Origin of the sequence: Oenococcus sp. (assembly GCF_047725585.1) — a bacterium.
Classification (GTDB): domain Bacteria; phylum Bacillota; class Bacilli; order Lactobacillales; family Lactobacillaceae; genus Oenococcus; species Oenococcus kitaharae_A.
In genome coordinates this window covers 365,897-388,415 of record NZ_JBDNNF010000002.1, presented here as the reverse complement: position 1 = coordinate 388,415, position 22,519 = coordinate 365,897, and the positions used below count along the sequence as shown (strand labels likewise).

At 44.0% G+C, this 22,519-nt stretch carries 19 protein-coding genes and 1 other RNA gene; 11 read left to right on the top strand and 9 right to left on the bottom strand.

Annotation, left to right across the window (positions count from 1 at the left end; genetic code table 11):
* Positions 1–35 precede the first annotated feature (35 nt).
* From ABF487_RS04350 to ABF487_RS04335, 4 genes are all read left to right on the top strand, one after another.
* The gene (locus ABF487_RS04350; RefSeq protein ID WP_007746351.1) at positions 36–374 is read left to right on the top strand and encodes a DUF1831 domain-containing protein; all 339 of its coding nucleotides are present in this window, start codon (positions 36–38) and stop codon (positions 372–374) included.
* Positions 375–439: 65 nt separating this feature from the next.
* A complete protein-coding gene (locus ABF487_RS04345; RefSeq protein ID WP_415634585.1) occupies positions 440–2,761 on the top strand; it encodes an ATP-dependent RecD-like DNA helicase in 2,322 nt (773 codons plus the stop codon).
* Positions 2,754–3,719 carry a lysophospholipase gene (locus tag ABF487_RS04340; RefSeq protein ID WP_263778970.1) on the top strand — a complete coding sequence of 322 codons (966 nt, stop codon included), beginning with the start codon at positions 2,754–2,756 and terminating at the stop codon, positions 3,717–3,719. Before ABF487_RS04345 ends, ABF487_RS04340 begins: the two co-directional genes overlap by 8 nt.
* Positions 3,712–5,082 (top strand): RsmF rRNA methyltransferase first C-terminal domain-containing protein, encoded by a 1,371-nt coding sequence (locus ABF487_RS04335; RefSeq protein ID WP_415634584.1) that lies wholly within the window; start codon positions 3,712–3,714, stop codon positions 5,080–5,082. The genes ABF487_RS04340 and ABF487_RS04335 overlap by 8 nt, the downstream gene beginning before the upstream one ends.
* Before the next feature lie 5 nt (positions 5,083–5,087).
* Here ABF487_RS04335 and ABF487_RS04330 read toward each other — a convergent pair whose 3' ends face one another.
* The 4 genes from ABF487_RS04330 to mvk are packed head-to-tail and all read right to left on the bottom strand — an operon-like array spanning position 5,088 to position 8,788.
* Positions 5,088–6,182 (bottom strand): alpha-hydroxy-acid oxidizing protein, encoded by a 1,095-nt coding sequence (locus ABF487_RS04330; protein ID WP_415634583.1) that lies wholly within the window; start codon positions 6,180–6,182, stop codon positions 5,088–5,090.
* Positions 6,179–6,931, bottom strand: a complete 753-nt coding sequence (locus tag ABF487_RS04325) for a mevalonate kinase (RefSeq protein ID WP_415625342.1) — start codon at positions 6,929–6,931, stop codon at positions 6,179–6,181. Before ABF487_RS04325 ends, ABF487_RS04330 begins: the two co-directional genes overlap by 4 nt.
* On the bottom strand, positions 6,924–7,868 hold the full coding sequence (gene mvaD, locus ABF487_RS04320; RefSeq protein ID WP_415626162.1) for a diphosphomevalonate decarboxylase: 945 nt from the start codon (positions 7,866–7,868) through the stop codon (positions 6,924–6,926). Before mvaD ends, ABF487_RS04325 begins: the two co-directional genes overlap by 8 nt.
* The gene (gene mvk / locus ABF487_RS04315; protein ID WP_415634582.1) at positions 7,868–8,788 is read right to left on the bottom strand and encodes a mevalonate kinase; all 921 of its coding nucleotides are present in this window, start codon (positions 8,786–8,788) and stop codon (positions 7,868–7,870) included. Before mvk ends, mvaD begins: the two co-directional genes overlap by 1 nt.
* Before the next feature lie 36 nt (positions 8,789–8,824).
* On the opposite strand from mvk, the gene ABF487_RS04310 reads away from it, so the two are divergent.
* The 4 genes from ABF487_RS04310 to ABF487_RS04295 are packed head-to-tail and all read left to right on the top strand — an operon-like array spanning position 8,825 to position 12,867.
* Entirely contained in the window at positions 8,825–10,285 is a 1,461-nt protein-coding gene (locus tag ABF487_RS04310; protein ID WP_415634581.1) for an exonuclease domain-containing protein, read from the top strand.
* Positions 10,286–10,325: 40 nt separating this feature from the next.
* Positions 10,326–10,838 carry a hypothetical protein gene (locus ABF487_RS04305; RefSeq protein WP_415634580.1) on the top strand — a complete coding sequence of 171 codons (513 nt, stop codon included), beginning with the start codon at positions 10,326–10,328 and terminating at the stop codon, positions 10,836–10,838.
* An 18-nt stretch (positions 10,839–10,856) separates the two neighbouring features.
* Entirely contained in the window at positions 10,857–12,164 is a 1,308-nt protein-coding gene (gene asnS / locus ABF487_RS04300; protein WP_007746370.1) for an asparagine--tRNA ligase, read from the top strand.
* Between the two features lies 1 nt (position 12,165).
* The gene (locus ABF487_RS04295) at positions 12,166–12,867 is read left to right on the top strand and encodes a DnaD domain-containing protein (protein WP_415626160.1); all 702 of its coding nucleotides are present in this window, start codon (positions 12,166–12,168) and stop codon (positions 12,865–12,867) included.
* 45 nt (positions 12,868–12,912) lie between these two features.
* Here the strand turns inward: ABF487_RS04295 and ABF487_RS04290 are convergent, their stop codons facing one another.
* Together ABF487_RS04290 and recU are read right to left on the bottom strand one after the other, a co-directional pair.
* Positions 12,913–15,408 (bottom strand): penicillin-binding protein, encoded by a 2,496-nt coding sequence (locus ABF487_RS04290; RefSeq protein WP_263778957.1) that lies wholly within the window; start codon positions 15,406–15,408, stop codon positions 12,913–12,915.
* Positions 15,401–16,003, bottom strand: a complete 603-nt coding sequence (recU, locus tag ABF487_RS04285) for a Holliday junction resolvase RecU (protein ID WP_007746374.1) — start codon at positions 16,001–16,003, stop codon at positions 15,401–15,403. The genes ABF487_RS04290 and recU overlap by 8 nt, the downstream gene beginning before the upstream one ends.
* 22 nt (positions 16,004–16,025) lie before the next feature.
* On the opposite strand from recU, the gene ABF487_RS04280 reads away from it, so the two are divergent.
* Complete coding sequence (locus ABF487_RS04280; protein ID WP_415634579.1) at positions 16,026–16,592, top strand: DUF1273 domain-containing protein; 567 nt, start codon at positions 16,026–16,028, stop codon at positions 16,590–16,592.
* A gap of 11 nt (positions 16,593–16,603) precedes the next feature.
* On the opposite strand, the gene ABF487_RS04275 is transcribed toward ABF487_RS04280, so the two are convergent.
* Positions 16,604–17,185, bottom strand: coding sequence for a C39 family peptidase (locus tag ABF487_RS04275; protein WP_415634578.1), 582 nt, complete (start codon positions 17,183–17,185; stop codon positions 16,604–16,606).
* A complete protein-coding gene (gene pepF, locus ABF487_RS04270) occupies positions 17,175–18,971 on the bottom strand; it encodes an oligoendopeptidase F (RefSeq protein ID WP_415634577.1) in 1,797 nt (598 codons plus the stop codon). The genes ABF487_RS04275 and pepF overlap by 11 nt, the downstream gene beginning before the upstream one ends.
* Before the next feature lie 118 nt (positions 18,972–19,089).
* On the opposite strand from pepF, the gene rnpB reads away from it, so the two are divergent.
* Positions 19,090–19,463: RNase P RNA component class B (rnpB, locus tag ABF487_RS04265), an RNA gene on the top strand.
* 56 nt (positions 19,464–19,519) lie between these two features.
* Here the strand turns inward: rnpB and ABF487_RS04260 are convergent.
* Complete coding sequence (locus ABF487_RS04260) at positions 19,520–21,223, bottom strand: NAD(P)/FAD-dependent oxidoreductase (protein WP_415634576.1); 1,704 nt, start codon at positions 21,221–21,223, stop codon at positions 19,520–19,522.
* Between the two features lie 142 nt (positions 21,224–21,365).
* On the opposite strand from ABF487_RS04260, the gene ABF487_RS04255 reads away from it, so the two are divergent.
* Positions 21,366–22,496, top strand: coding sequence for a THUMP domain-containing class I SAM-dependent RNA methyltransferase (locus tag ABF487_RS04255; RefSeq protein ID WP_415634575.1), 1,131 nt, complete (start codon positions 21,366–21,368; stop codon positions 22,494–22,496).
* Positions 22,497–22,519 lie beyond the last annotated feature (23 nt).

The following is a 22,519-nucleotide window of genomic DNA, read 5'->3' as shown; positions in this document are numbered from 1 at the left end:
GATGCTTGCTGCCTGTCAGCTGATATAATTGGGTTATGGCATTTTCAGAGACAGTTTCAGTAAAAGGTGATCAGACATATCGCATCAGTCCGTCCATTAAAGCATTTACATTGCGCGATTTGGGATTTTTCCCGAATAATGCAGGCGCTTTGACCAAGACGACACTCTTGGAGCCTGAAAAGGGCACTGCGGGTTCGCGAAAATTGAAGCTTGTCTTTGCTAAGGATGTTTCCGGCTTTAAAGTTTCGATCCTGACAGCTAATGAGGCTTTAAATGTTGATATTTTCTCAAACGATCAGGATCAGCCTTTAGTTGAACAGTACCGTTATCAAATTCAGCAGCTGATCGACAGAAATGTGTTGGAAACCGTTTAAAAATCTATTTTATTTCTGGAACAAGTGCGCAACAGCACTTGTTTTTTTGCGTTAAACTTGTTTACGTGCCTGAATTAACAGCAAGTGTAAAACGGTCTTTTTTTGTCAGCAGCGATAGTGGCTATGCTGTTTTTTCGGCGAAGGTTTCTGACAGTGATTTCAATTGGGAAGAATCTATGATCACGCTGACTGGTGAGATCGCTGATTTAAAGGTTGGCGAATCCTACGAGTTTTCCGGCCAGCTGACTGAACACCCGCGATATGGCAAGCAATTCAAAGTCGTGGATTATCAATCGGTGCTGCCCAATGATAATGATGGTTTGGTCGATTTTTTGAGTTCGGATTTATTTCCCGGAATCGGTCGGACGACAGCTGAAAAAGTTGTTGATAGTTTGGGCAGCAAGACAATCGAGTTGTTGAACAGCGATGATAGTCAGCTGCAGACACTCTCTTTGACAAAAAAGCAGCTGGCAACCCTGAAAAAGGGACTGCTGGAAAATCAGGAAAAAACTTCGGCCTTCAGTCAGACGGGCAAATATGGCCTTAGCCAGTCCTTGATCGAGCGGCTTTTTGACGAATATGGCCTGATGTTTACGACCATGCTGGCCGAAAATCCCTATCAATTTATCGGCCAAGTTGAAGGTTTTACTTTTGATAGCGCCGAACAGGTGGCACGAGTCGACAATTTCCAGGACGAAAAGGCCCAGATCCAAGGTGCGATCGTTTATGCCTTATTGAGTGATCAACAGGAAAACGGCGGTACTTATTTGACTGAAACACAGCTGTTTGCAGCCGTGGCAGCTCTATTACATAGTGACCCTGGATTCTTTGATAAAGAGATTTCAGAGAATCTGCAGCTTTTGAAGACAAAAAAACGCATCGTTTTGATTGATGACCGCATCAGCCTTGTCGAAAGCTACAATTTGGAAAGGGCAGTTGTCAAAGATTTAAAACGTTTGATTTCCTTTCCTGAAGCCAAAGACAAGCAGCCCTTAGCTGCCAAGACCGATGCTGCTTTAGACAAAGACCAATTAGCAGCGGTTAAATCCGTTTTCCAAAATCGGATTACCATTTTGACAGGTGGTCCTGGGACTGGCAAGACGACCGTCATCAAAGAAGTGATTCATCAATGGCATGCTGCGGCATCTAAATCCCAAGAGAATGATGAAGAGGATCATAAGAAAACAGTTCTTTTGGCAGCACCGACTGGTCGCGCCGCTGCAAGAATCACAGAAGTGACCGGTAAAGAAGCTGTCACGATTCATCGTTTGCTGGGTGCAACGGCTGATGGCTACTTTGATTTTGACGAGAGCAATCAGCTTCAGGCGGGCTTGATCGTAGTTGATGAAATGTCGATGGTCGATTTGGCACTGTTTCAGCATTTTCTCTGTGCCGTGCCCAATCACTGTACGCTATTATTAGTCGGCGATAAGGACCAATTGGCGTCAGTCGGTGCCGGTCAGATTTTAAATGATCTAATTTTAAGTGAGAAATTTGCCACAATTCAGCTGCAGACTAATCACCGGCAGACTAAGGGATCCGGCATCGATTTATTGTCGCAGGATATGAAACAAGGTATCGTTAATCCAGCTATGTTTCAAAATAGCAAAGATGTGTCTTTTTTTGCTTTGGAAGAGTACCAGTTGGATCGCGGCATCAATCGGATTTTGTCAGCAGCCATGCGCTTGGGAATTAAAAAAGAAGATTTGCAGATTATCACACCGACCAACCGTCTCGTGGATTTATTGAACCAATTGGCGCGGCCTTTTCTGATCGATAGTGACGGTCAAGTTGATTTGTCGGCGGATTTTCTGCCGGGCGATCGTGTCATGCAGCAGGAAAACGATCCGGAAAAAGGTGTCAATAATGGCGATATTGGTTATGTGACAGCTGCCCATTTACAAGGCCCGGTCCGCTCACGTTTTCTATCGGTCGATTTTCTCGGCAGTCTCGTCACTTATAAAGAAAACGAAATCAAGCAGCTCCGGCTCAGTTATGCATCTACGGTCCACAAATCACAGGGTAGTGAATTTAAAAATGTGATTTTTGTCTTGACCAGCACCTTTAATAATTTTGTGACACGTAATTTATTCTATACAGGCGTTACGCGAGCCGAAAAGTCTTTAATTATGATCGGCAGTCAAGCGGCTTTCACGGATGCAATTAACAATCCGACACCGATGCGGCAGACAAATTTGGTTAGCCTTCTGGGTGGTAAAAAAGCGTTAGTCGCTCAAAAAGAAACAAATATAGAGGCAGAACCTGCAGCTCCGACTGCTGCACCGAGGCTTTTCACATTAAGTAAGCAGCTGATAGATAGCGGCCGGATTGATCCGATGATCGGCATGGCAGACATCACACCAAGGGATTTTTTAAAAAATGATTAATTTTCCTCTCACAATTGAATCACATGCTTTTTTGGGTAGTTGGATTGAAGATCCTGACCATCAACACATTCTAACCACAAATCTGGGTGCTGAGATTTATTTAAAAAGCCATGAATGTTCTCAAATTGTCCTAGACTGGGCTGCTAAGACGCGTGATGGCCAGTGTTCGCGTATTCTGATTTCACTTGATGGCGGTGTTTTTAAATCCGAAAAACTGACAGCTGATCCGATTATTTTGTCACTGGATCCAAAAGAAGACCATTTAATCCGTATCATGACACAAGCAATCAGCTATGAAAAAGCACGGACATGGACGCTGACTGACTATTTTTGTTTGCAAGGGGTTACGCATAATGGTCAGCTGACAGGTGCTGTGCCAAATCGTAAAAAACTAATTTTTGTTGGGGATTCGATTATTAACGGGCAGAAAATTCTGGCGGACAAGACGACAGCGGCACACCGCCCCGATTTAAGCTGGGATTTCTTAGTCTCTGAAGCCTTGAATTTGAATAATGTCCGGATCGCTTATGGTGGCTGCGGTATCACACAACATGCCAAAATCTATCCGCCGACTGCCATGGATTTTCTTTGGCTGTTATCTGAGACTTTGCCGCGCCCGATCGATCAAAGGGATGATATTGCTGGCGTGGTCGTGAATTTGGGAACCAATGACGGCGATGCCGACCAGCAGGAATTTACCTTTGCGCTGAAAATGTTTCTCCGGGAATTAAAAAAACGTTTTCACGACGCCAAAATCATCATCGTCGAACCCTTTAATGGTAATTTCAAACAAGTCTTTGAATCGGTTGTCACATCCTATGATCCGAATTACACATTAATCAAAAATACATCTTGGCAGTTTCCGACCAGCGACGGCGGTGTCCATCTAAACCAACTCGGCCATCAGCAAGCCGCAGACATTTTACTTCCGAAGATTAAAGAGGCCATTAATGCTTAAATTGCCTGCCGCTTTTATTACTAAATATCAGCATTTGCTAGGCGATCGGGCCGAGTCTTTTTTGGCCTCTTTTCAATCTGAACCGGTTGCTGCTTTTCGCCTGAATCCTTTAAAAAACCTGCAAGATTACGGCGATTTATCTAAGAAGCACCCAGTATCTTGGAATCCGGAAAACGGCCGTTATGGCAAGATTTCCGGTCAATCCGACGCTTTTTTAACCGGTGTGGTCTATTCGCAAGAAGCCAGTGCCCAATTTGTTGCTCGTGTGGTCGATGCTGCGGCCAATGAATGCGTCTTAGATTTAGCAGCCGCTCCTGGTGGCAAGACGACACAAATGGCAGCTGATATGCAGAATCAGGGACTTTTGGTCGCTAATGAGATTAATTTTGGACGTGCCAAAATCTTGAGCCAGAATATCGAGCGCATGGGGATTAATAATTGTCTGGTTACCTGTGAAAAACCTAACGCGTTAGCCGATTTGTTTCCCAATTATTTTGACAAGATTTTATTGGATGCGCCCTGCACTGGAGAGGGAATGTTCCGAAAAGACCCGAATGCCATCGATTATTGGCATCCGGATTATAATGACGAATGCGCTCATCGGCAAAAAGAGATTTTAAAATCAGCTTTATTGATGCTCAAACCTGGCGGCCAATTAATTTACTCCACTTGTACTTTTGCTCCGGAAGAAGACGAGCAGGTGATTGCCTGGCTGCTCTCAGAATATCCGGATTTGCAGCTTCTACCGATAAATAAGCCGGAAGGGATCGAGGACGGACGCCCGAATTGGGCTGACAATAATCCTGAGTTGAAAAAAACAGCGCGCCTGTGGCCGGATAAGCTTCAAGGCGAGGGTCATTTTGTCGCCAAACTGGTCAAAGCGGCTGACGAGCCAACTGACAGTCAAACGAAACTTCTCAAGAGCAATCTGAATAAAAAAGATCTGCCCGTCATCCGAACTTTTTTCAAAGAAAGCCATCTGAGCTTTCCCTTAGATCGTTTATTTGAATTTGCAGATTACGTATATTTGTTTCCTGAAGACTGTCCATCGATTAAGGGTTTACGTGTTTTGCGTTTGGGTTTGCAATTGGGCCAACTGAAAAAAAATCGTTTTGTACCTTCGCAATCCTTGGCAATGAGCTTAATTCCCGCTGATAGTGCTGAAATTAACCGATTTGAGTTATCTGATGATCAGCTAAAAGCTTATGTCCATGGCGATGTGATTGCGAATCTGACAGTGCCTTTACAAAAGGGCTGGGTTCTTGTCACGAAAAAAAATAACGGCCTTGCATTCGGTCATTATTCAGATCATATGATTAAAAACTTTTATCCCAAAGGGCTGCGAACAACCCTGCACGATTAAATCAATTATCTGTTCAATTCTTTTAAGGCAGCGATTTGGCTGCTTTTTTTGACACCATACATGGCATAAAGCAGCGGCAGTTGTTTTTGCCAGCTTTCAATCGTTTCGCCTAATTGATGTTTGCTCAGTTGAAAAAGAAAATAACCAGCCACACCGGCCATTTTGGCACCGAGTGCCAAGGCGTTGAACAGTTCTGGTGTGTTTGTGATGCCGCCGTTAGCAATAATCGGTGTTTGCGTGTCGGCTTGTCTAGCGAAACGCAATGAATCAGACGTACTGATTCCCAAGTAATCATTACTTGTCAGGACATCTGCCATTTCTGGGTCGTCAGTGTCGTTTTCACTATCATCATCTTCAGGATCCAGGCCATCAGCAAATAATTGCCATAAAGGAGTACGGTTGCGTCTTTCTTCAATCCGGCCAAAATCAGTCCCGCCGGATCCTGCAACATTGATAGCTGCAGGTTGCAATGCTGATAAGGTTTCAATAGCGGTTTGCGACATGCCAAAACCAACTTCTTTAATAATCACGGGTACTGATACCTGGTCAATGATTTGTGTGATATTGGACTGCCATTTCGTAAAATCCCGGTCGCCATCATTCATTGACAACTCTTGAACCGCGTTGACGTGGATTTCCAAAGCATCCGCATCAACAATCTTAATGGCCTCTTTGGCATCTTGAGCGGAATGGCCAGCGCCGATATTGGCGAAAATAAAACCTTCAGGATTTTCTTCTCGCACAATCGAAAAACTTTTGCGTGTCTCTTTTTCTTTAATAGCGATCGATTCAGATCCAACAGCCATGGCTAAATCGTATTTTTTAGCTATTTGGGATAATTTTTGGTTGATCGCGCCTGTTCTCAGACTGCCGCCGGTCATAGCTTCAATATAAAAAGGCCATTGGAATCGGTGGCCGAAAAGTGTAACGGAGGTGTCAACGTCTTTAACAGCGACGTTAGGCAGAATCGGCCGATCCAATTGCAGATAACGCAAATCGTTAAAGGGTCGGTTGTTTCGCCACTGCCAAATGGCCAAACTAAGATGTTCGTCTTTTCGGTGAGCATGAGCAGATTCAATTTTTTGTGTTTTGTCGGTCATTTTTTATAGTATACGTGTAAATCCAGCGGGACAATGCCGATTCGCCGCCATTCTTGCTGAATCTTAGGAATATCATCAATTTTTTCTGTAAAGGCAATAATATTATCACCACCACCAGCTCCGGAGATTTTAGCCTGGTACCCGCACCGATTGGCGGCACGAATACCTTGGACGATCTTTTGTGTCATGACGCCAGTCAACTTTTCAAGATTGTCTTCTGCTAAATGCATCTGTTGGCTAAAAGCAGCAAAGTTCCGATCTTTGATGGCTGTAAACATGTTTCGCACGATTTGGTCGGAAGTTTGAATAAAGCTCTGTGACAATTGGTTGTTTTTGACAAGTTCGCTGGTTATAGCAGGTTGCCCGGTCCAGCCAACCAGCAGGTGCCAGGATTCTGGAAAACGCGCCTGGATCGGCAGCTGGCCGTTTTCATAGAGCAGCAGGCCGCCATAAGTCGAGGCAGCAATATCGGCGCCGGAATTTTGAGGCTGCTGCTGGCGTGAAAAAGCCAATGCTTTATAAAACAACTCGTCATCAGACAGGGGCAGCAGATTGTCGCTTTTGGTTTTCAGCACGGCATAGGCACCCGAAGAACCAAGGCCGTATTTAACACCTTGGCGGTTGACGAGTTCGGACTTGGTCTGCGAGATAAAACGATTGATCGAAAACACCAGCGCCAAATGTTTTGGAACTGTGACAGCATATTCGCCGGCCAACATTAATTTGCCAGGCACTCTCATTTCAGACATGAACGACTCCTGGACCGGGCTTTTGAATTAAAATTTCGCCAAAGTTTTTCAACTGGTCAGCGACTTTTTGACAAGACCGGCTATCAGTAATCACTTTAACGTTTGGCCCGGCATCAATCGTTGCAAATGCTGGAATACCGGCATGGTAAAGGCGATGTATGTCATTGATCACGGCCCAAGTCTCGCCGGCAAAATAGTCAAAAGGCTTATCAGCGCTGCGATTGAGTGCGTGCATCCCCATGGCGTTTCGTTCAGCAATCAGGCCGATTTTTTCAATATCCTTGTTTTTGATTGCAGCTATCATTTCCCTGATTTGCATTTTACTCTGTGAAAGCCAATTTGAGTAGTCAGGCGAGCTTTGGGCACGCTGCATGCCTTGGCTGGAAGGGATTTTTTTTGTCTTTTTGTCTGTCAAAACATCGATGACACGAATGCCAAAGTCGACCGGGTCTAAAATACTTTGTGCAAAAGAGCTCTGATGATCATACCCTTGATACCAAATCGAAAAGCCGCCATAGACAGAGCGGCTGGCTGAACCAGATCCCAGGCGTGCCAGACGAGAAAGGGACGGACGATCAGTCGGCAGGCCGTAACTATCGCTGGCTGCTAATGCAAAAGCTGCAAAAGCTGAGGCAGAAGAAGCTAATCCAGCTGAATTCGGCACGTGATTTTCACTAGTGATCTTGGCATACTTGTGGCTGCCAGTCTGCTGACGCACAAAATCCAGTACTTTGCTAATTCGAGGATTGCTGGCGAGCTGACCGTCTAAGATGAACAGATCCTGTTTGAGATCATCGGTTAAGTCAACACGCGTATCGGTATACAGCTGGTCTAAAGTCAGGCCGATTGAGCTGCTGGTTGGCAGATTCCAAGTGATGTCCGATTTTCCCCAATATTTAATTAAAGCGATATTTGTATAGGCGCGTGCTTGAGTCATTATATTTTTGAAATCCAGCTGCCGGTCGCACCGGATTGTGACAAGGCGCTCTTAATCTGATTAGCGGTCTCTTTATCACTTGCTAAAGCCACGATGCTGCCGCCTAGGCCGCCGCCGGTTAATTTAGCTCCAAGTGCACCATTTTTAATGGCGATTTTAATTAATCGTTCCAGATAGGGTGTTGAAACACCTAGTTGTGCAAGCAGTTTTTGATTGCGGGTCATCAAATCTCCGAAATCCACTAAATCACCGGCAATGATTTCTTCACGGCCGCTTTCAGCAATAGCACCCATTTCCTTAAAATAGCTGCCATATTTTTTTGGATCTCTATGATAATTATCGGCGACTAATTTGACAGCTTGTGAAGTGAGGCCGGCTGTTCCAGAATCGGCGATAACGATATAGGCTTCAGTATCCAGCTTTAAAATAGTTGCATCTTTGCTGCTGTCAAAAAAAATCGGCCCGTCCGCCATAACTGCATAAGTATCGCCGCCCGATGATTTGCCATGATTTTTGTTTTCTGCAATCTGAGAAAAGTTATAGACCTCCTCGTCGCTGTATTGATAATCAAAAAAGTCAAAAAAGGCTTTCGTGATGGCGACTGAATAGGCCGCTGAAGACCCGAGGCCTTTTTTTGAAGGGACATTTGATTTGATATGTAGTTTAAAGGATAAATCAGGCTGCTGGAAAAATTTCAGCAGTTCGGTCAATAGGCTGTAGATGCCGGAAAAACGGTAATTCAATTGATACATGGTGCCAGAAAAATTATCTGTTTCAATTAATGTCTGGTCAGAACTGATAACCTCTGCCTTGCAATTCAAACTCAATAATGGCGCGATAATTGCAGGATAACCGTAAACAACCGAATGTTCTCCTAAGAGATGTGCTTTTGCGTGTGACTGTCCAAATCCGAAATTCATAATACTAATTGTAGTAAAAAAGGTAAAATTTTGTAGATGGATGAAAAATCAACTTTTGCAATTGTGGATCTCGAGACGACCGCGCCATTCAAAGAGGGCGGCCACATCATTCAAATTGGCATTAGTTTTGTACAAAATTGGAAAATCATCAATAACTTTCAGACCATGGTCAATCCAGGCGTCCGGATTCCGCCACAGATTGTCGAACTGACTGGGATTCAAAACGCTGATGTTCAAGATGCGCCCTACTTTGAGGATCTAGCTTTAATGATTCATGAGCAGCTGGCCGGCACGGTTTTTGTTGCACATAACGTTCACTATGATTTTCCTTATTTGAATGGTGAATTTTCGCGAATTAAGATGCGGCGTTTGCGTCTGGAATCAGTCGATACGGTTCAACTGGCGCAGATTCTCTTTCCAACGATGCCAAGTTATAAGTTGGACGAGTTGGTTGAAAATCTTGGCATCACACTTCCCAGACACCACCGCGCCGATCAGGATGCTTATGCGACGGCGCAATTGTTTTTAAAACTGCATGACCGGATGGCGTCGCTTTCGCAAAATACTTTGAAAAATCTATCGGCCTCATCTTCAACACTGATCGGCAATACGGAAAATCTTTTCAGTCTGGTTAAGGGCCAGCCAAAATTCAAGGGCAGTCACTATAAAGAACTGGATCTTTTACAAGTACACCGGGCAAAGGCAGATGATCTGCATACATGGCTCACGGGAAAACGGCGTTTTTTGACTCGCAAGACACCTGTGACAGCTGTTTTAAGGCCGCGTCAGGAAAGCTTTGCCAATATTTTTCTCTCCAAACTCAAAAAGGGCAGTTCGAAAACTTTTTCTGTCTTCTCAAGGCCACGTTTTGGCAAAAGCAATGCTTATCTGCTGCTGGCCGAAAAATTAGCGGCAAAGGGTGCCAAAGTCTTGATTATCGAAGAGGACCCACAAAGAAAAAAGCTCGTGTTTGAAAAATCCCAGCTGCTGATGCCGGAAAAGCGCAGTTTGTTTGCTAACCCAATCAGCCGCAAAGATTTTATCAGCTTGAGCAAATTCAGGGAAGCTTTGGCAATTGAAGACAGCCCGACAAAACAATTGGCCAAGCTGAGGCTGCTGGTCTGGCTGACAGAGACAAAAAGCGGCAACTTGAATGAAATCGTTAATGGTTTTCCAGAAGCTTTGTACAGCCTATTTGCCGATCAGACGTCACCGGATACCTTTGATTATTTCAAAGCTGGCACGCATGATTACGAGTTTCCGGATATCGCGATCACCGATTTGGCAAGTTTTCTCGTGACTAAGCATGAGTTTCTGTCCTACTATGATTATTTGATATTCGATATCGATAAAGGTGTTTCTGATCTGGCTGATCTGGCTGGGAACATCGATAAGACGAGTATTATGTTTACCCAGGCGAAAGATTATTTGAAAAATTGGTATTCAAGTCGGGAATTTCCCGATCTGGCTGCCACGATTTTATCTTTGAAACAATGAATTTCACGCTGTTTTTTTATATAATTTAAGTCAAAACCTTTTGAACAACTATTCGACAATCCAAAATGCAGAACGATCAAATAAAGCCCACCGACTTGCGATTATTGTCGGTATCGGTATTTTTTTGCTGGTTTTGATATCTGTTTATCTTTTCATTATTCTGCTGCCTAGTAGAGATGATGCTACGCGTTTTTCCTCTTTGGCACAATCTGAGGCCGGCATTACACGTGTTAGGACTTATAAAGCGTCGGACCGCAACGGCAATTATTATTCGATATACGGCGATAATAGCCAGGGAAAAGAGTATCTGGTCATTTTTAATAGCAAAGAGAAGCTGGTTCGCCGGATACCAGTGAACCAGCAGGTATCTAACAGCCGGTTGGATCGGATTTACAAAAAATACCGTGTCCACAACGTTTATTCTTTTGCACCATCGATTTACAAAAAGCGGCCGGTATTGGAATTGAGTTATGAAGGACAGAATCAGTCGCTTAATTATCTGACAATTGATTTGAAAAGCGGCAAGGTTTATCGTGTGATCGAAGGTTTATAGTGTTTTCAGGGAGCATTTATGTCAGAAGAAATAAAAGTTATCAGAATTGAGGATGTCCCTCATTTTGTCGGACAGACAGTTAAAATCGGTGTCTGGTTGAGACAAAAGCGGGGAAGCGGAAAAATTGCTTTTCTCCAGCTGCGCGATGGCACTGGATTTATGCAAGGTGTCGTCGTTTCAGCAGATGTGGACGAGGCGCTTTTTAAATTAGCCGAACATCTCAAGCAGGAGAGCAGTTTTTATGTGACGGGTGAGATTCACGAAGATTCCCGCAGCAGTTTCGGCTATGAAATGGCCGTTTCCGCGATCGACATGGTCGGCGAGTCGGAAGGTTATCCGATTACACCTAAGGAACACGGCACTGATTTTCTCTTTGACCAGCGCCATCTATATTTGCGTCATCAAAAGCCCTATGCGACTTTGAAAATTCGCGATGAAATTATTCGTGGCATCTATGATTTCTTTTATCAGGACGGTTTTTTGAAATTTGATTCGCCTATTTTGACCGATTCAGCGCCGGAAGGGACTACTGAGCTTTTTCCTGTTGATTATTTTGACCAGACAGCTTATTTGTCTCAGACCGGTCAGCTATATGTTGAAGCTGGCGCAATGGCCTTTGGCAAGGTTTATGATTTTGGGCCGACTTTTCGTGCAGAAAAATCTTCCACGCGCCGCCATTTGACCGAATTTTGGATGATTGATGCCGAAATGGCTTGGATGCACCAAGAACAGTCTTTGGATGTTCAGGAACGGATGATTGCTTATCTGATTCAGCGAGTTGTTGACAATTGCCAGACTGAACTAGAAATGCTGGGCCGTGATGCCGACAAATTACGCAGTTACACAAAGCTGCCTTTTCCGCGTGTCAGCTATGACGACGCCGTCAAACTGCTGCAGGACAATGACTTTGATATCAAATGGGGTGTTGATTTTGGTTCGCCGGAAGAGACCTTTTTGGCTAACTACTACAAGACACCTTTCTTCGTTGTGAACTTTCCTAAAGCTATCAAGGCTTTCTACATGAAACGTCATCCGACACGCGATGATGTCGTGATTTCGGCTGATTTGATGGCTCCTGAGGGTTATGGCGAGATTATCGGCGGCTCTGAAAGGGATACCGATTATGATTATCTCAAACAGCGCCTGATTGATCAGCATTTGGACTTAAAGGAATACGATTGGTATCTTGACTTAAGGAAGTACGGCTCTGTGCCGCATTCCGGATTTGGTCTGGGCCTGGAACGCTTTATTCGTTTTGTGGCCGGTGAAGACCATATTCGTGAGACAATTCCGTTCCCAAGAACCCTGAATCGTTTGCATCCCTAATATGGACGACGGACTAAAAAATTTCTTGGCTCAAGGCAACGTCGAAATCCCATTGAGGCTGTTTCAAAACTACCATCAGCTCGGTCTGAGCAATGAGGATTTTGTTGTCTTGATTCAATTAATGGCTTTTCAAAAAGAAGGTGTGGCACTCCCGGATGCTCAGCGTATTTCGGCGAGGACGAATTTTTCTCAGCAGGCTGTTCAGCGCGATATTGAAAAACTGCTGACGCATCACTTCATCGCTTTGTCCGCGGACAATGATGCCTATGATTTCACGAATTTATTTCAAAAACTCATTGGTAGTGGGGCTGACGATACGGCAGCTTTCTCTTCACTGGACAATAGCTTGGATCAAACGGGGACAAAAAAACAGCTTTATCAGCTTTTCCAACGCGAGTTTGGTCGTCTACTGACACCGATGGAACTGCAAACCATTTCTGAATGGCTGAAAAAGGACAAATTTAGCCCTGAATTAATCGTTACGGCGCTAGGCCAGGCTGTTAATGCTCAGATATTAAATCTGCGTTATATCGAAAAAATACTCCTGAATTGGAAGAACAGCCACGTGCAGACAAAAGCACAGGCTCAAGCTGATAACCTGCATCATCGTCAGCAATTTGCTGAGATGCCACACGGAGCCAAACTGCCGCAAACTAAAAAAAGCCCGACTATCAAAATTCCCCTGAAAAAGATTGGCGAATAAGTATTAAAAAAAGCCCGCAGAAAGCGGACTTTTTATTTATTCTTTTTAAGGTCCCGGTGGCGTTGACCCCGAACCGGAAGAACTTGATGAACTAGTCGAATTCGAACTCGATGAATCACTGGATGATGACGAACTGCTGGAACTAGAAGCAGGCGGTGTGACTACGACGACTGGTGCGCTAGAAGACGAAGAAGACGGTGTATTCTGGAATGCGTTTGGCAAGCCGCCATTGCTCCATTTAGCACCTTTGACTTCGTATTCCGTAATACCGCCGCGTGTAACTCGCTGAACCGTACTTGGCGCTTGCCAATCCGTGTTTTCATAACCTTGTGAAGCCACAATCATGAAGTCGTGATAGGCTCTTTCGGGCATTGAGGACTCAGAGTACATCGGGATGTAATTTCCAGGCTTGTTCGGTTCATCAAATCCAACCCAGAAAGAAGCAGACAGGTTTTTTGTGTATCCTGTAAACCACACATCAGATTCTGCGCCTGATGGCTGGTTGATAGCTGAATCATAGCCGACAATCCCTGATTTTCCAGCTTGATAGAGACCTGGAATTAAAGCACCTGGGGCTGATCCAGTTGGTTCAGGCACGTCTTGCAACATGTTGGTCATCATGAAAGCCGTTGATTCCTTCATAGCTCTTTCCCCTGGATTGTCATAACTATGGGTAATGCCGTCCGCCGTAATGATTTTTTCGACATATTGCGGTTTGTAGTAAGTACCGCCATTTGAAAATGCAGCAAAGGCGGCTGCTTCCTGCTCAGTTGAGACATCAATACCGATAGCCGAAGAACCAGTTAGCTGGCTTGGTTTGTAAGGAATACCAATTTTGTTCAAAAATTCTGATGAACGGGGCATGCCGACATCCATCAATGTATGAATAGCCGGGATATTACGCGAAATCGCAATGGCGTGTCTCATGGTCATATTTCCGAGAAAACGCCCGTCAAAATCGTGCACATCAATATTAGTTCCTGGATATTTGTAATGGTTATCCTGAACAGTTCGATAGGTTGGCCAATTAAGGTACTCAATGGCTGGGCCATAGTCAACGATAGGCTTAGCTGTTGATCCGGAAGATCGATTTGTCTGGACGGCACGGTTGCGGCCGAACATCACAGTATTGTTGCGGCCGCCAATTTGTGCGACAACACGGCCATTTTTAGGGTTCGTCACTGTAGCGGCTGCTTGAATGCCATTCTGCCAAGGAACACCGGTACCGCCGTTTAAAACCGTATACAGGCGCTGCTGCAAACGCGGATTCAGAGCTGTATAGATTTTTAGGCCGTCTTTTTCAGGATCATATCCCAAGCGCCGCACCTCACTAAGAACAGAACTGATATAGGCACTATCCATTAAGTGAGAACTTGTCGAATCCTGCGTATGCTGGTCTTTAGGAATCAACCCTTGCTGAATCGGCTCAGCCATTGCCTGATCGGCCTGAGCCTTGGTCAGGTAACCCATCTGTGCTTCGCTGGCTAGTACCTCGTTGCGCCGGATTCTGAGATTATCTGGATAGACGTAAGGGTCGTAATAGACAGGTGAACGCGGAATGCCAGCTAAAATAGCTGTCTGAGCCGGGTCCAAATCTTTCAAACTCTTATTAAAGTAGTATTCCGCACCCGTCTTCATGCCGTAGATACCATTGCCCATTGGGACTTTATTAATATAAAAAGTCAGAATTTGGTTTTTACTAAAATTACGCTCGACTTTTAAGGCCAGCCAAGCTTCTTGAGCTTTTCTTTTCAGAGTCTGATCAGAGGCTTTTGTTGAAAAGACAGACAGTTTGACCAGCTGCTGCGTCAAAGTAGAACCGCCTTGAAGGCCTGTTGACTGTCCTGTCAGTTTGCCCTTTAAGTTTGACACAAGTGCGCCGACAGTACGGTAGAGGTCGACACCATGGTGCTTGTAAAAACGTCGGTCCTCTATTGACACGACCGCATGCATGAGGCTTTCAGGAATTTCAGACTGATCAGCATAGTCACGTTCCTGCTGTGACATCTGATAAAACTCATTGCCTTGCGCGTCATAAAAACCTGTTGATTTTTCAGAGGCTAGATCTGCTTCGGTAATGGGTGGGGCGCCGGCAGCATAGGTAAAGAAGACAGCCATACCGGCCAGTATTCCCAAAGCCGCAATTGTGACACACCAAGCAGCGATTTTACCGAAAAGTTTAATTTTTGACCGCTTTTTTTTAGGACGGCCTTTAGAGGGGCGGCGTCGATCATTTCTTGATTTATTCAAATTGCTTGCACTCGCTTTTTTTTCGGGTCTGGTTGCTGGCTGATCTGCCGGCGAAAAAGCATCGAAATGAAAATCGCTGCTTTTCGGCTCATTTGCAGTCCAGCTGCCGTTTTTATTTTTGTTCCTGCCAAAACTAATCGGCCGACGTCCATTAGTATCAGGAAACATTTTTTCAGCGTCTTTTTCGTTGATCGGATTTTGATTCAAATCACGATCAGACTCATTCGGGCCGCTGATTCTGCCATCGTAATTATTGTGAAAATTATTTGGATTGTAAGAATTATCAGACATTTAAATATTTTAGAAAACGCTTCAAAGCCGGTAAATAATCAAGGCTAGGTATCATTTTACTGTTTATTTGAAATCCTTGCTGAGAAATGATGCTGTAGGGGACGGATTTTTCCCCGCCACGCAAGGCTTCATCCCAAATTTTGATTAAAATCGAGGCCGGAAAAAGATAAAATTCAGACCGCGTTGTAAAACCAAGAATGAAAAAACCGATGCCGCCGTTTTCCAGGACATTCTTCAAATGAGTAATTTGATGCTGATGGAAATTCTTCAGCGGCATATTGGTCTTATTTTTTGTCTCTTTGGCATCAAAGTCGATATAATGGCCGTCCAAGACGCCATTATAATCAGTCGTGGAAGGCTGTACATAATAGGCTTCTGTAATTTTAGCCATACTGCGGTCTGGGTAATCAACGTGGACAACTGTAATCGGTGTCGGTTTTTTATGAATAACAGCTAGATGCTTGCTGAGATAATAGCTGTTAGCTTCGTTGATCAATTCTTCGAGTCCCATGCCGCGTTTGCCATAGGAAACATTTTTACTTGCCTGCGTTTTTGGCGATCTTTTAGGATTGACGCCGCTGGGATAATTAATCATACAACAATTGTAGAATAAAGGCATGAAAAAACGCCTATGGATTACAGGATATCGCAGTTTTGAACTCGGCGCTTTTAATGATCAGGATCCCAAGGTTCAGGTGGTTAAGCGTGCAATCAAAGATGATCTTGTCGATGAAATCGAAAATAATGACTTAGAATGGCTGATTACAAGCGGCCAGCTGGGGGCCGAACAGTGGGCCAGTGAGACGGCTATTGAATTAAAAAAGACTTTTCCTACACTGAAAATCGCGATTATGCTGCCTTTTTCTGATTTCGGTTCACAATGGAACCCCGAACATCAAAGTGCTTTATTGAATTTGCGAAGCCAAGTTGATTTTTCTCAGTCACTAACTCAGGAAGGCTATAAGAGCCCGATTCAGTTGCGCAATTTCCAGCAGTTTATGCTGACACACACAGACGAAGCCTTAATGGTCTATGACCCGGAGAATACGGGCAAAGCTGATTACGATTACAAAGCTATCAAAGAATACCAGGGTAAACATCCTGACTATACTTTAAAATTGATTGATTTCGATATGCTGACTGACCTTTCAGAGGAGATGGAAGAAGAACGCAGAGAATGGTAGGTAAAAACGTTTTATGCGATCTTGACTGCCCATTTTCTGACATCATAGCGTTCTTTAAAACGACTTTTTAACAGCCAATATTGACCATCTATCGGGTCTGACAGATGGACATAACTCTCTGAATACCCATCTAGGACAACTGCATGGTTATTTGTCAATTCATGGCCGAATGAAAAATCTTCTTCACCAAAAGGTGCAAAGCCAATCGAAACATAGGTCAGTAGCGGCCATCCGAATTTTACAATTTTCAATAAATCATTCAGTTCGGCGCCTGGCAACGCTGTTAACGATCCAAAAAGAGACCCCCATTTGACTAAGGGATCGATAAATATAGCTTCTAGCTTGCCGGGCGTATTTTTAAAAGGCGATCCGCCAAAACCTTTATAGGGATTACCGTCCGGATCGATCGGCATCGTGTCCAAAAAAGCCGGATAATCAAATTCACGAGCTTTGCCGACAAAATGCAAAGCAGCCAGCAAACTAGCTGCTTCACAACCGTTAATAGCTGAATAGGCATTTTGATCAATGTTTTCAACGCCGAGGACGAAATATTTTTCCTCTCCCGGTTGTGTATTTTTCCAACTAGATTTCATCTGTGTAAGCAATAATCCGATCAACGGTATCAGATAAGAATTGAATCGTGTTTTTCAAAGCAGCATCCGTAGTGACATCAACTCCGGCGACTTTTGCAGCTTCGATTGGCGCTTTAGAACCGCCTAATTTCAGGAAATTCAGCCAAGCTTTGCGGCCCTTTTCGGGATCTTTTTTCAAATTAATGAAGCCTTGTGTCGAGATCGTCAAGCCAGCTGAATAGGTATAAGAATAAAGGCCCATGTAGTAGTGAGCCTGGCGCATCCAAGTCAAAGCTGCATCATCATCAATTTCAACTGCATCGCCCCAGAATTTAGACAAAACGCCTTTCATAATCTGATTCAAACGATCGGCATTAAAGGATTTGCCTTCGTCAATCAGCGTGTAGACTTCGCGCTGGAAGGCGGCCTCAGTTAGATGCGTAATGAAATTATGGAAATAAGTGTCACTTAAGCGGTGAGCCAGGGCGAAACGTTTTGTCCGTGGATCATCTGATTGATTTTCCAAATAATCAGACAGCAGCAATTCGTTAAAAGTTGAGGGGCCTTCGACAAAGTAGGTCGAAGGTTCATAGTTGTAATAACTTTGATTCTTGGCTGACAAGCTACCTTGCCCGGCGTGGCCGATTTCATGTACCAATGTATAGACATCTGACAGGCGCCCAGTCCAACTCATTAGAATGTAGGGATGTGTGCCATAGGGGAAGGCCGTATAACCACCAGAATCTTTACCTATGTTGGCTGGAAAATCCACCCAGCGGTCTTTTAAGGAAGGCTTGATTGTCTCCGTGTACTCATCGCCCAATTGGGCAGTGGCATTCATGACGTAGTTATAGCCATCTTCGATGCTGACTTCAGGATTCAAATCAGGATCCAGATCCAGTTTCCAATCGGCAAAAGTCATTTTGGATAAATGATTAACTTGGGTAACATGTTTTAAATACTTTTGAGCGACCGGCGCAAAATCATTCATGATTAAATCGATTTGGCGGTCAAACATGCTGCGATCAACTTCCTGAGGTGCTAACAAATAATCAAAAACCGAGTCATATCCACGCATAGTAGCCAAGGTTTTCTCATTAATCACTTGATTTAGATAGGCTGCTGCAGCAGCATTTTCATTGGCGCTCAAGCCAGCCGAAAATGAGCGAAAAGACTTTTCTCGAATCTCGGCATCGGTGTCATTCTGATAGAAGTTCTCATAGGTAACAAATGAGTTTTTATATGACTTGCCATGAGCCGTAAAATCAGCCATATGATAATCGCCGGCACGCAGTTTTGTGTATACGTCATAAGGCGTATTCAAAGCATTCTGCAAATTAGAAATAGTTTTTTCAACAGCATCACCCAGATATGTTTTTTTTGTGATTTTCGTGTGTCGAAGCAAGGCCGCGTACCTTGGATTTTGGCCAATCTCATCTAGGACACTGTCATCAGCTTTGACGAGTGCATCATCCCAAAAGCTGAGCTCAACACTTGCTTTGGTCGTGTAATCCTGTGCAGCATGCGCGATTTCACCGTATTTTTCATCGGAAAAATCTGAAGTCTGCGGCATAAAACCATAGTTTGCAATATGATCGATATCAATTGCAATCTGTTCATAAATCTTGAGGGCCTTATCGAAATCATCAAAAGTGTTGAGATGCCCTTGAAAATTTTTCTTGAATTCGTTGATCTGGTCCAGACTGTCGCTGATTTCTCTCAAAAAGGCATTTTCATCGGCAAACAAAGGCCGTAAATCCCATTTTTCCTTCTCATCAAACTCCGAACGCGCTTTTAATTCAGCCATTTAACTTACTTCCTCCTAAAACTTTTATGAAAAGTCTAGCACGAAAGCTCACTGCACCAAATAGAAACAATCACAAAAAAAGATGCGGATGAACAGGCACGTGTATAATTAATAAAGGCAAATCGGACAATTGCGCGATGAAAGACTCGTGAGGAAGGTCCATGCCCGTCCGATCTGCGATGATTGGAGTTTTTGTACCGAGCCTAATAAGCGAAGGTGGGTGGCATTCGTGTTATCCGACGGCTGGAAAAAGCGCTAAACTTTGGCATGCGTGATTATCCTATAAAAGTGCTATAGCGACGAAGAACCGGGAAACTGGGGAAGTGAGACGACGTAAACCCTGCAAGCGGGCAACCCAAACTTTTGGTAGGGGCGGTCAATTTAGCTAAATGAAGTAAAAATTGACACCGATGTTGCAAAATATCGGTAGATAGATGATTGTCGAAGAATACGGCTGCCAACCGTATTCGGAACATAACATGGCCTATAGATTTGCCGAGGCAACCGCAGTAATGCGGTTTTTTTGTCAAAAAAAGCCCCGCAAGAGGTTATTTGATGTTTTCATCTCGGTAAAGCAGTTTAGGACGGCCGTAACGCAGGCGATAGTATGTTTTACCCAACCACGGAAGCCAATATTTATCAAGGCCTAAAATGCGACCCGATCCGTTCATGATGGCCAGTGTCATCGGAAAGACCCATATATACGACCAGATAAAAGCGTGATTCAGGATTAAAAAGGTTAGCAGAAGAATTGATATCAAGGCTGAGAGCCATGTGAAAAATCCTAAGAATAGACTGACTGAAATTGTGAAGATCAAAATCGTCACAACAGCATGCAAGCCTGAATCAAAATTGGGCCGCAGCAAAAAATCGCCCAGCACAAATGTCGGTAAATGATCAGCTAGTGCCGTTTGTGATTGAGCGAGTAGACAAAGTCCGGCAACCAGCCAAATTAAAGCGAGAAATAGGCGTGCTGCCAATCCCCACACAGCACGTCTGGTTCCTTGAAGGATGTTTCGATTAACGGCCCTTTTAGTCAGCCACTGCCATTGATAATAAAAGCTGCCGATATGTAAGAAAAAGGCGAGAACATTTCTTTTTTGTATCCAGCGTGCATGCAATCCGGATATTTGTTTGCCGCTTTTTGTTGTCGCGATAGTCAGCTTCTTTTTTAAAGACAGTGTTTGCTGAACCGGTTTATCTTTCATTAGCCGAAGCTTGTCTTTATGCTTGATCGCTGATGCGACGTTTTTCGTGACTGTTTTAACAGATTGCTTGATAGCGATTTCGTCGCCAGCCAGCGACAATGGTTCTTGATTGTCGCCTTGGTCATTAATGCTGATATGACTGCCGATGACATAGATAGCAGGGTCAGCTAAGGATTGGCCTGTGGGCTTGATTGAGACATGACCGGCATTGCTCGATTGCGAGCCAAAAATGCCATTCAGCCAATTATTCGGATCATCGGCGGACCAAATGACAGTTGAGGCAAACAGTTTTTTGCCATCGAATAAATCAACATAGCCGAGGCCGGCCGAAACCACTTCGGCATTTGATAGAAGCGAGACCTTACTTGCCTTTAAATATGCGGTAATTTTTTGCTTCAGTTTTTCCGGAAAACGATCAAGCGGATCTTTTTGTTTATCGATTAATGACAGCTGAATTTCAGCAGGGTCAATTTTATTTTCTAAAGCCAGCCTGTCTCGCCAATTGATTAAATCAGCCATGATCTGCAAACCCTTGTAACCGGCTCCGATCACAGAAATAGACAGCAGCGAACGGCGGTTTTCCAGGTCAGTGGCAACAGCACCCAAATGAATGCTTGTCTGTACATTGTTTCTCAGACTGAGAGCCTGGTCAGTGTTTGTCAGGCGAAAAGCGGCCTGGCTAATTCCCGGTACCGGCTCTTTTTCTGACGCGTCATCAGCTGATAAAATCAAAAAGTCGTAACTAAAGGGGCCGTTGCTGGTGATAATTTTCTTGTTGGCAAAGTCGACAGACAAAAGCTGGTCCGTGACGATTTGCACATTCTTACCGGCATGAAAAATGTTTTGCAGATCGTAACCGCTTTTACCGACCAAGAGGCGATCGGTGGCAATACCGCGTAAGGTCGCAAAAGAGGCCAGATCAGAGGATTGACTGATGATGATCAGATCAATGCCTGAATGTTTTTTAAAATGCCTTGCTAATTTTTTGGCAGCATACACTGCCGCAAAACCCGTGCCAACAATCACAATTTTTTTATTTGCCAAGCTGTAAACCCCCAAAAAGCTGATACCTAAATTGTAATCTTTGAATATATTTTTTTGAATTCTGCTGACAACATCCGAGACCCTTTAACAAAAAAATAAGAGTCTATTTTTAACTGTTGCCCTGATCGAGTAGAATAAGGCGATGGATAATTTTAATTTAATCGCGACTTGCGGACAAGGGATTGAATCTCTGGTTGCTAAAGAACTGAAAAATTTAGGCTATGCAACTAGAACGGAAAACGGATTTGTTCGTTTTTCCGGCACGCAGCGGGATATTTTAAAAACAAATCTTTGGCTGCGAACGGCTGACCGTGTCAAAATTCTAGTCGGCGAATTTCATACTTTGCGTTTTGACGACTTATTTGAATCAGTTAAAGCTCTGCCTTGGAGTGAATTTATCAATTGGGATGATGAATTTCCGGTCGCTGAAGCACACAGCCATGATTCACAGCTTTTCAGTGTGCCGGACATTCAGCGAATCACGAAAAAGGCGATTGTTGAAGCTTTAAGAGCTCAGACGGGACATGACGACTTGCCGGAAACAGGTCAGTATGTTGGTATTGATATTCGAATCGATAAAAATAATGTGCGGATTATGATTGATACCAGCGGTGAATCTTTGTTTAAACGCGGCTACCGGACTGAACATGGTGGTGCACCGTTAAAGGAAAATTTTGCCGCAGCTTTGATACTGCTTACTAATTGGTTTACCGACAATCCCTTTGTTGACCCAGTTTGCGGTTCCGGGACAATTCCAATCGAAGCAGCCATGATTGGTAAAAATATCGCTCCGGGCATGAATCGTCGTTTCCAAATTGAAGATTGGGGCTGGTTTGACAAAAAACTCAGTGACGATGTGCGTGATGAAGCTGATAGCCTTACAAATTATGATCAGGAACTGGATATCAGCGGATATGATATTGACGGCAACATGATCCGTATTTCCAAGGAAAACGCGAGAAAGGCTGGCCTTTATAACGACATCACCTTTAAGCAGCTGGCTGTTAAGGATTGGTCCACTGATAAATTGAACGGCATTATCGTTGCTAACCCGCCCTATGGCCAGCGTTTAGGCGAGTTGGAAGATGCACGGTTGCTTTATGGGCAGATGGGTGAGATTTATAATAATATGCCGACTTGGAGCAAATATATCCTCACTAGCGATGAAGATTTTGAACATTTTTATGGTCAGCGCGCAACTAAAAAACGTAAATTATATAACGGCCCAATTCGGACAGACCTCTACCAGTTTTGGGGCAAAAAAATTCGCTAAGCGTTTGTTTTATAATGAACACA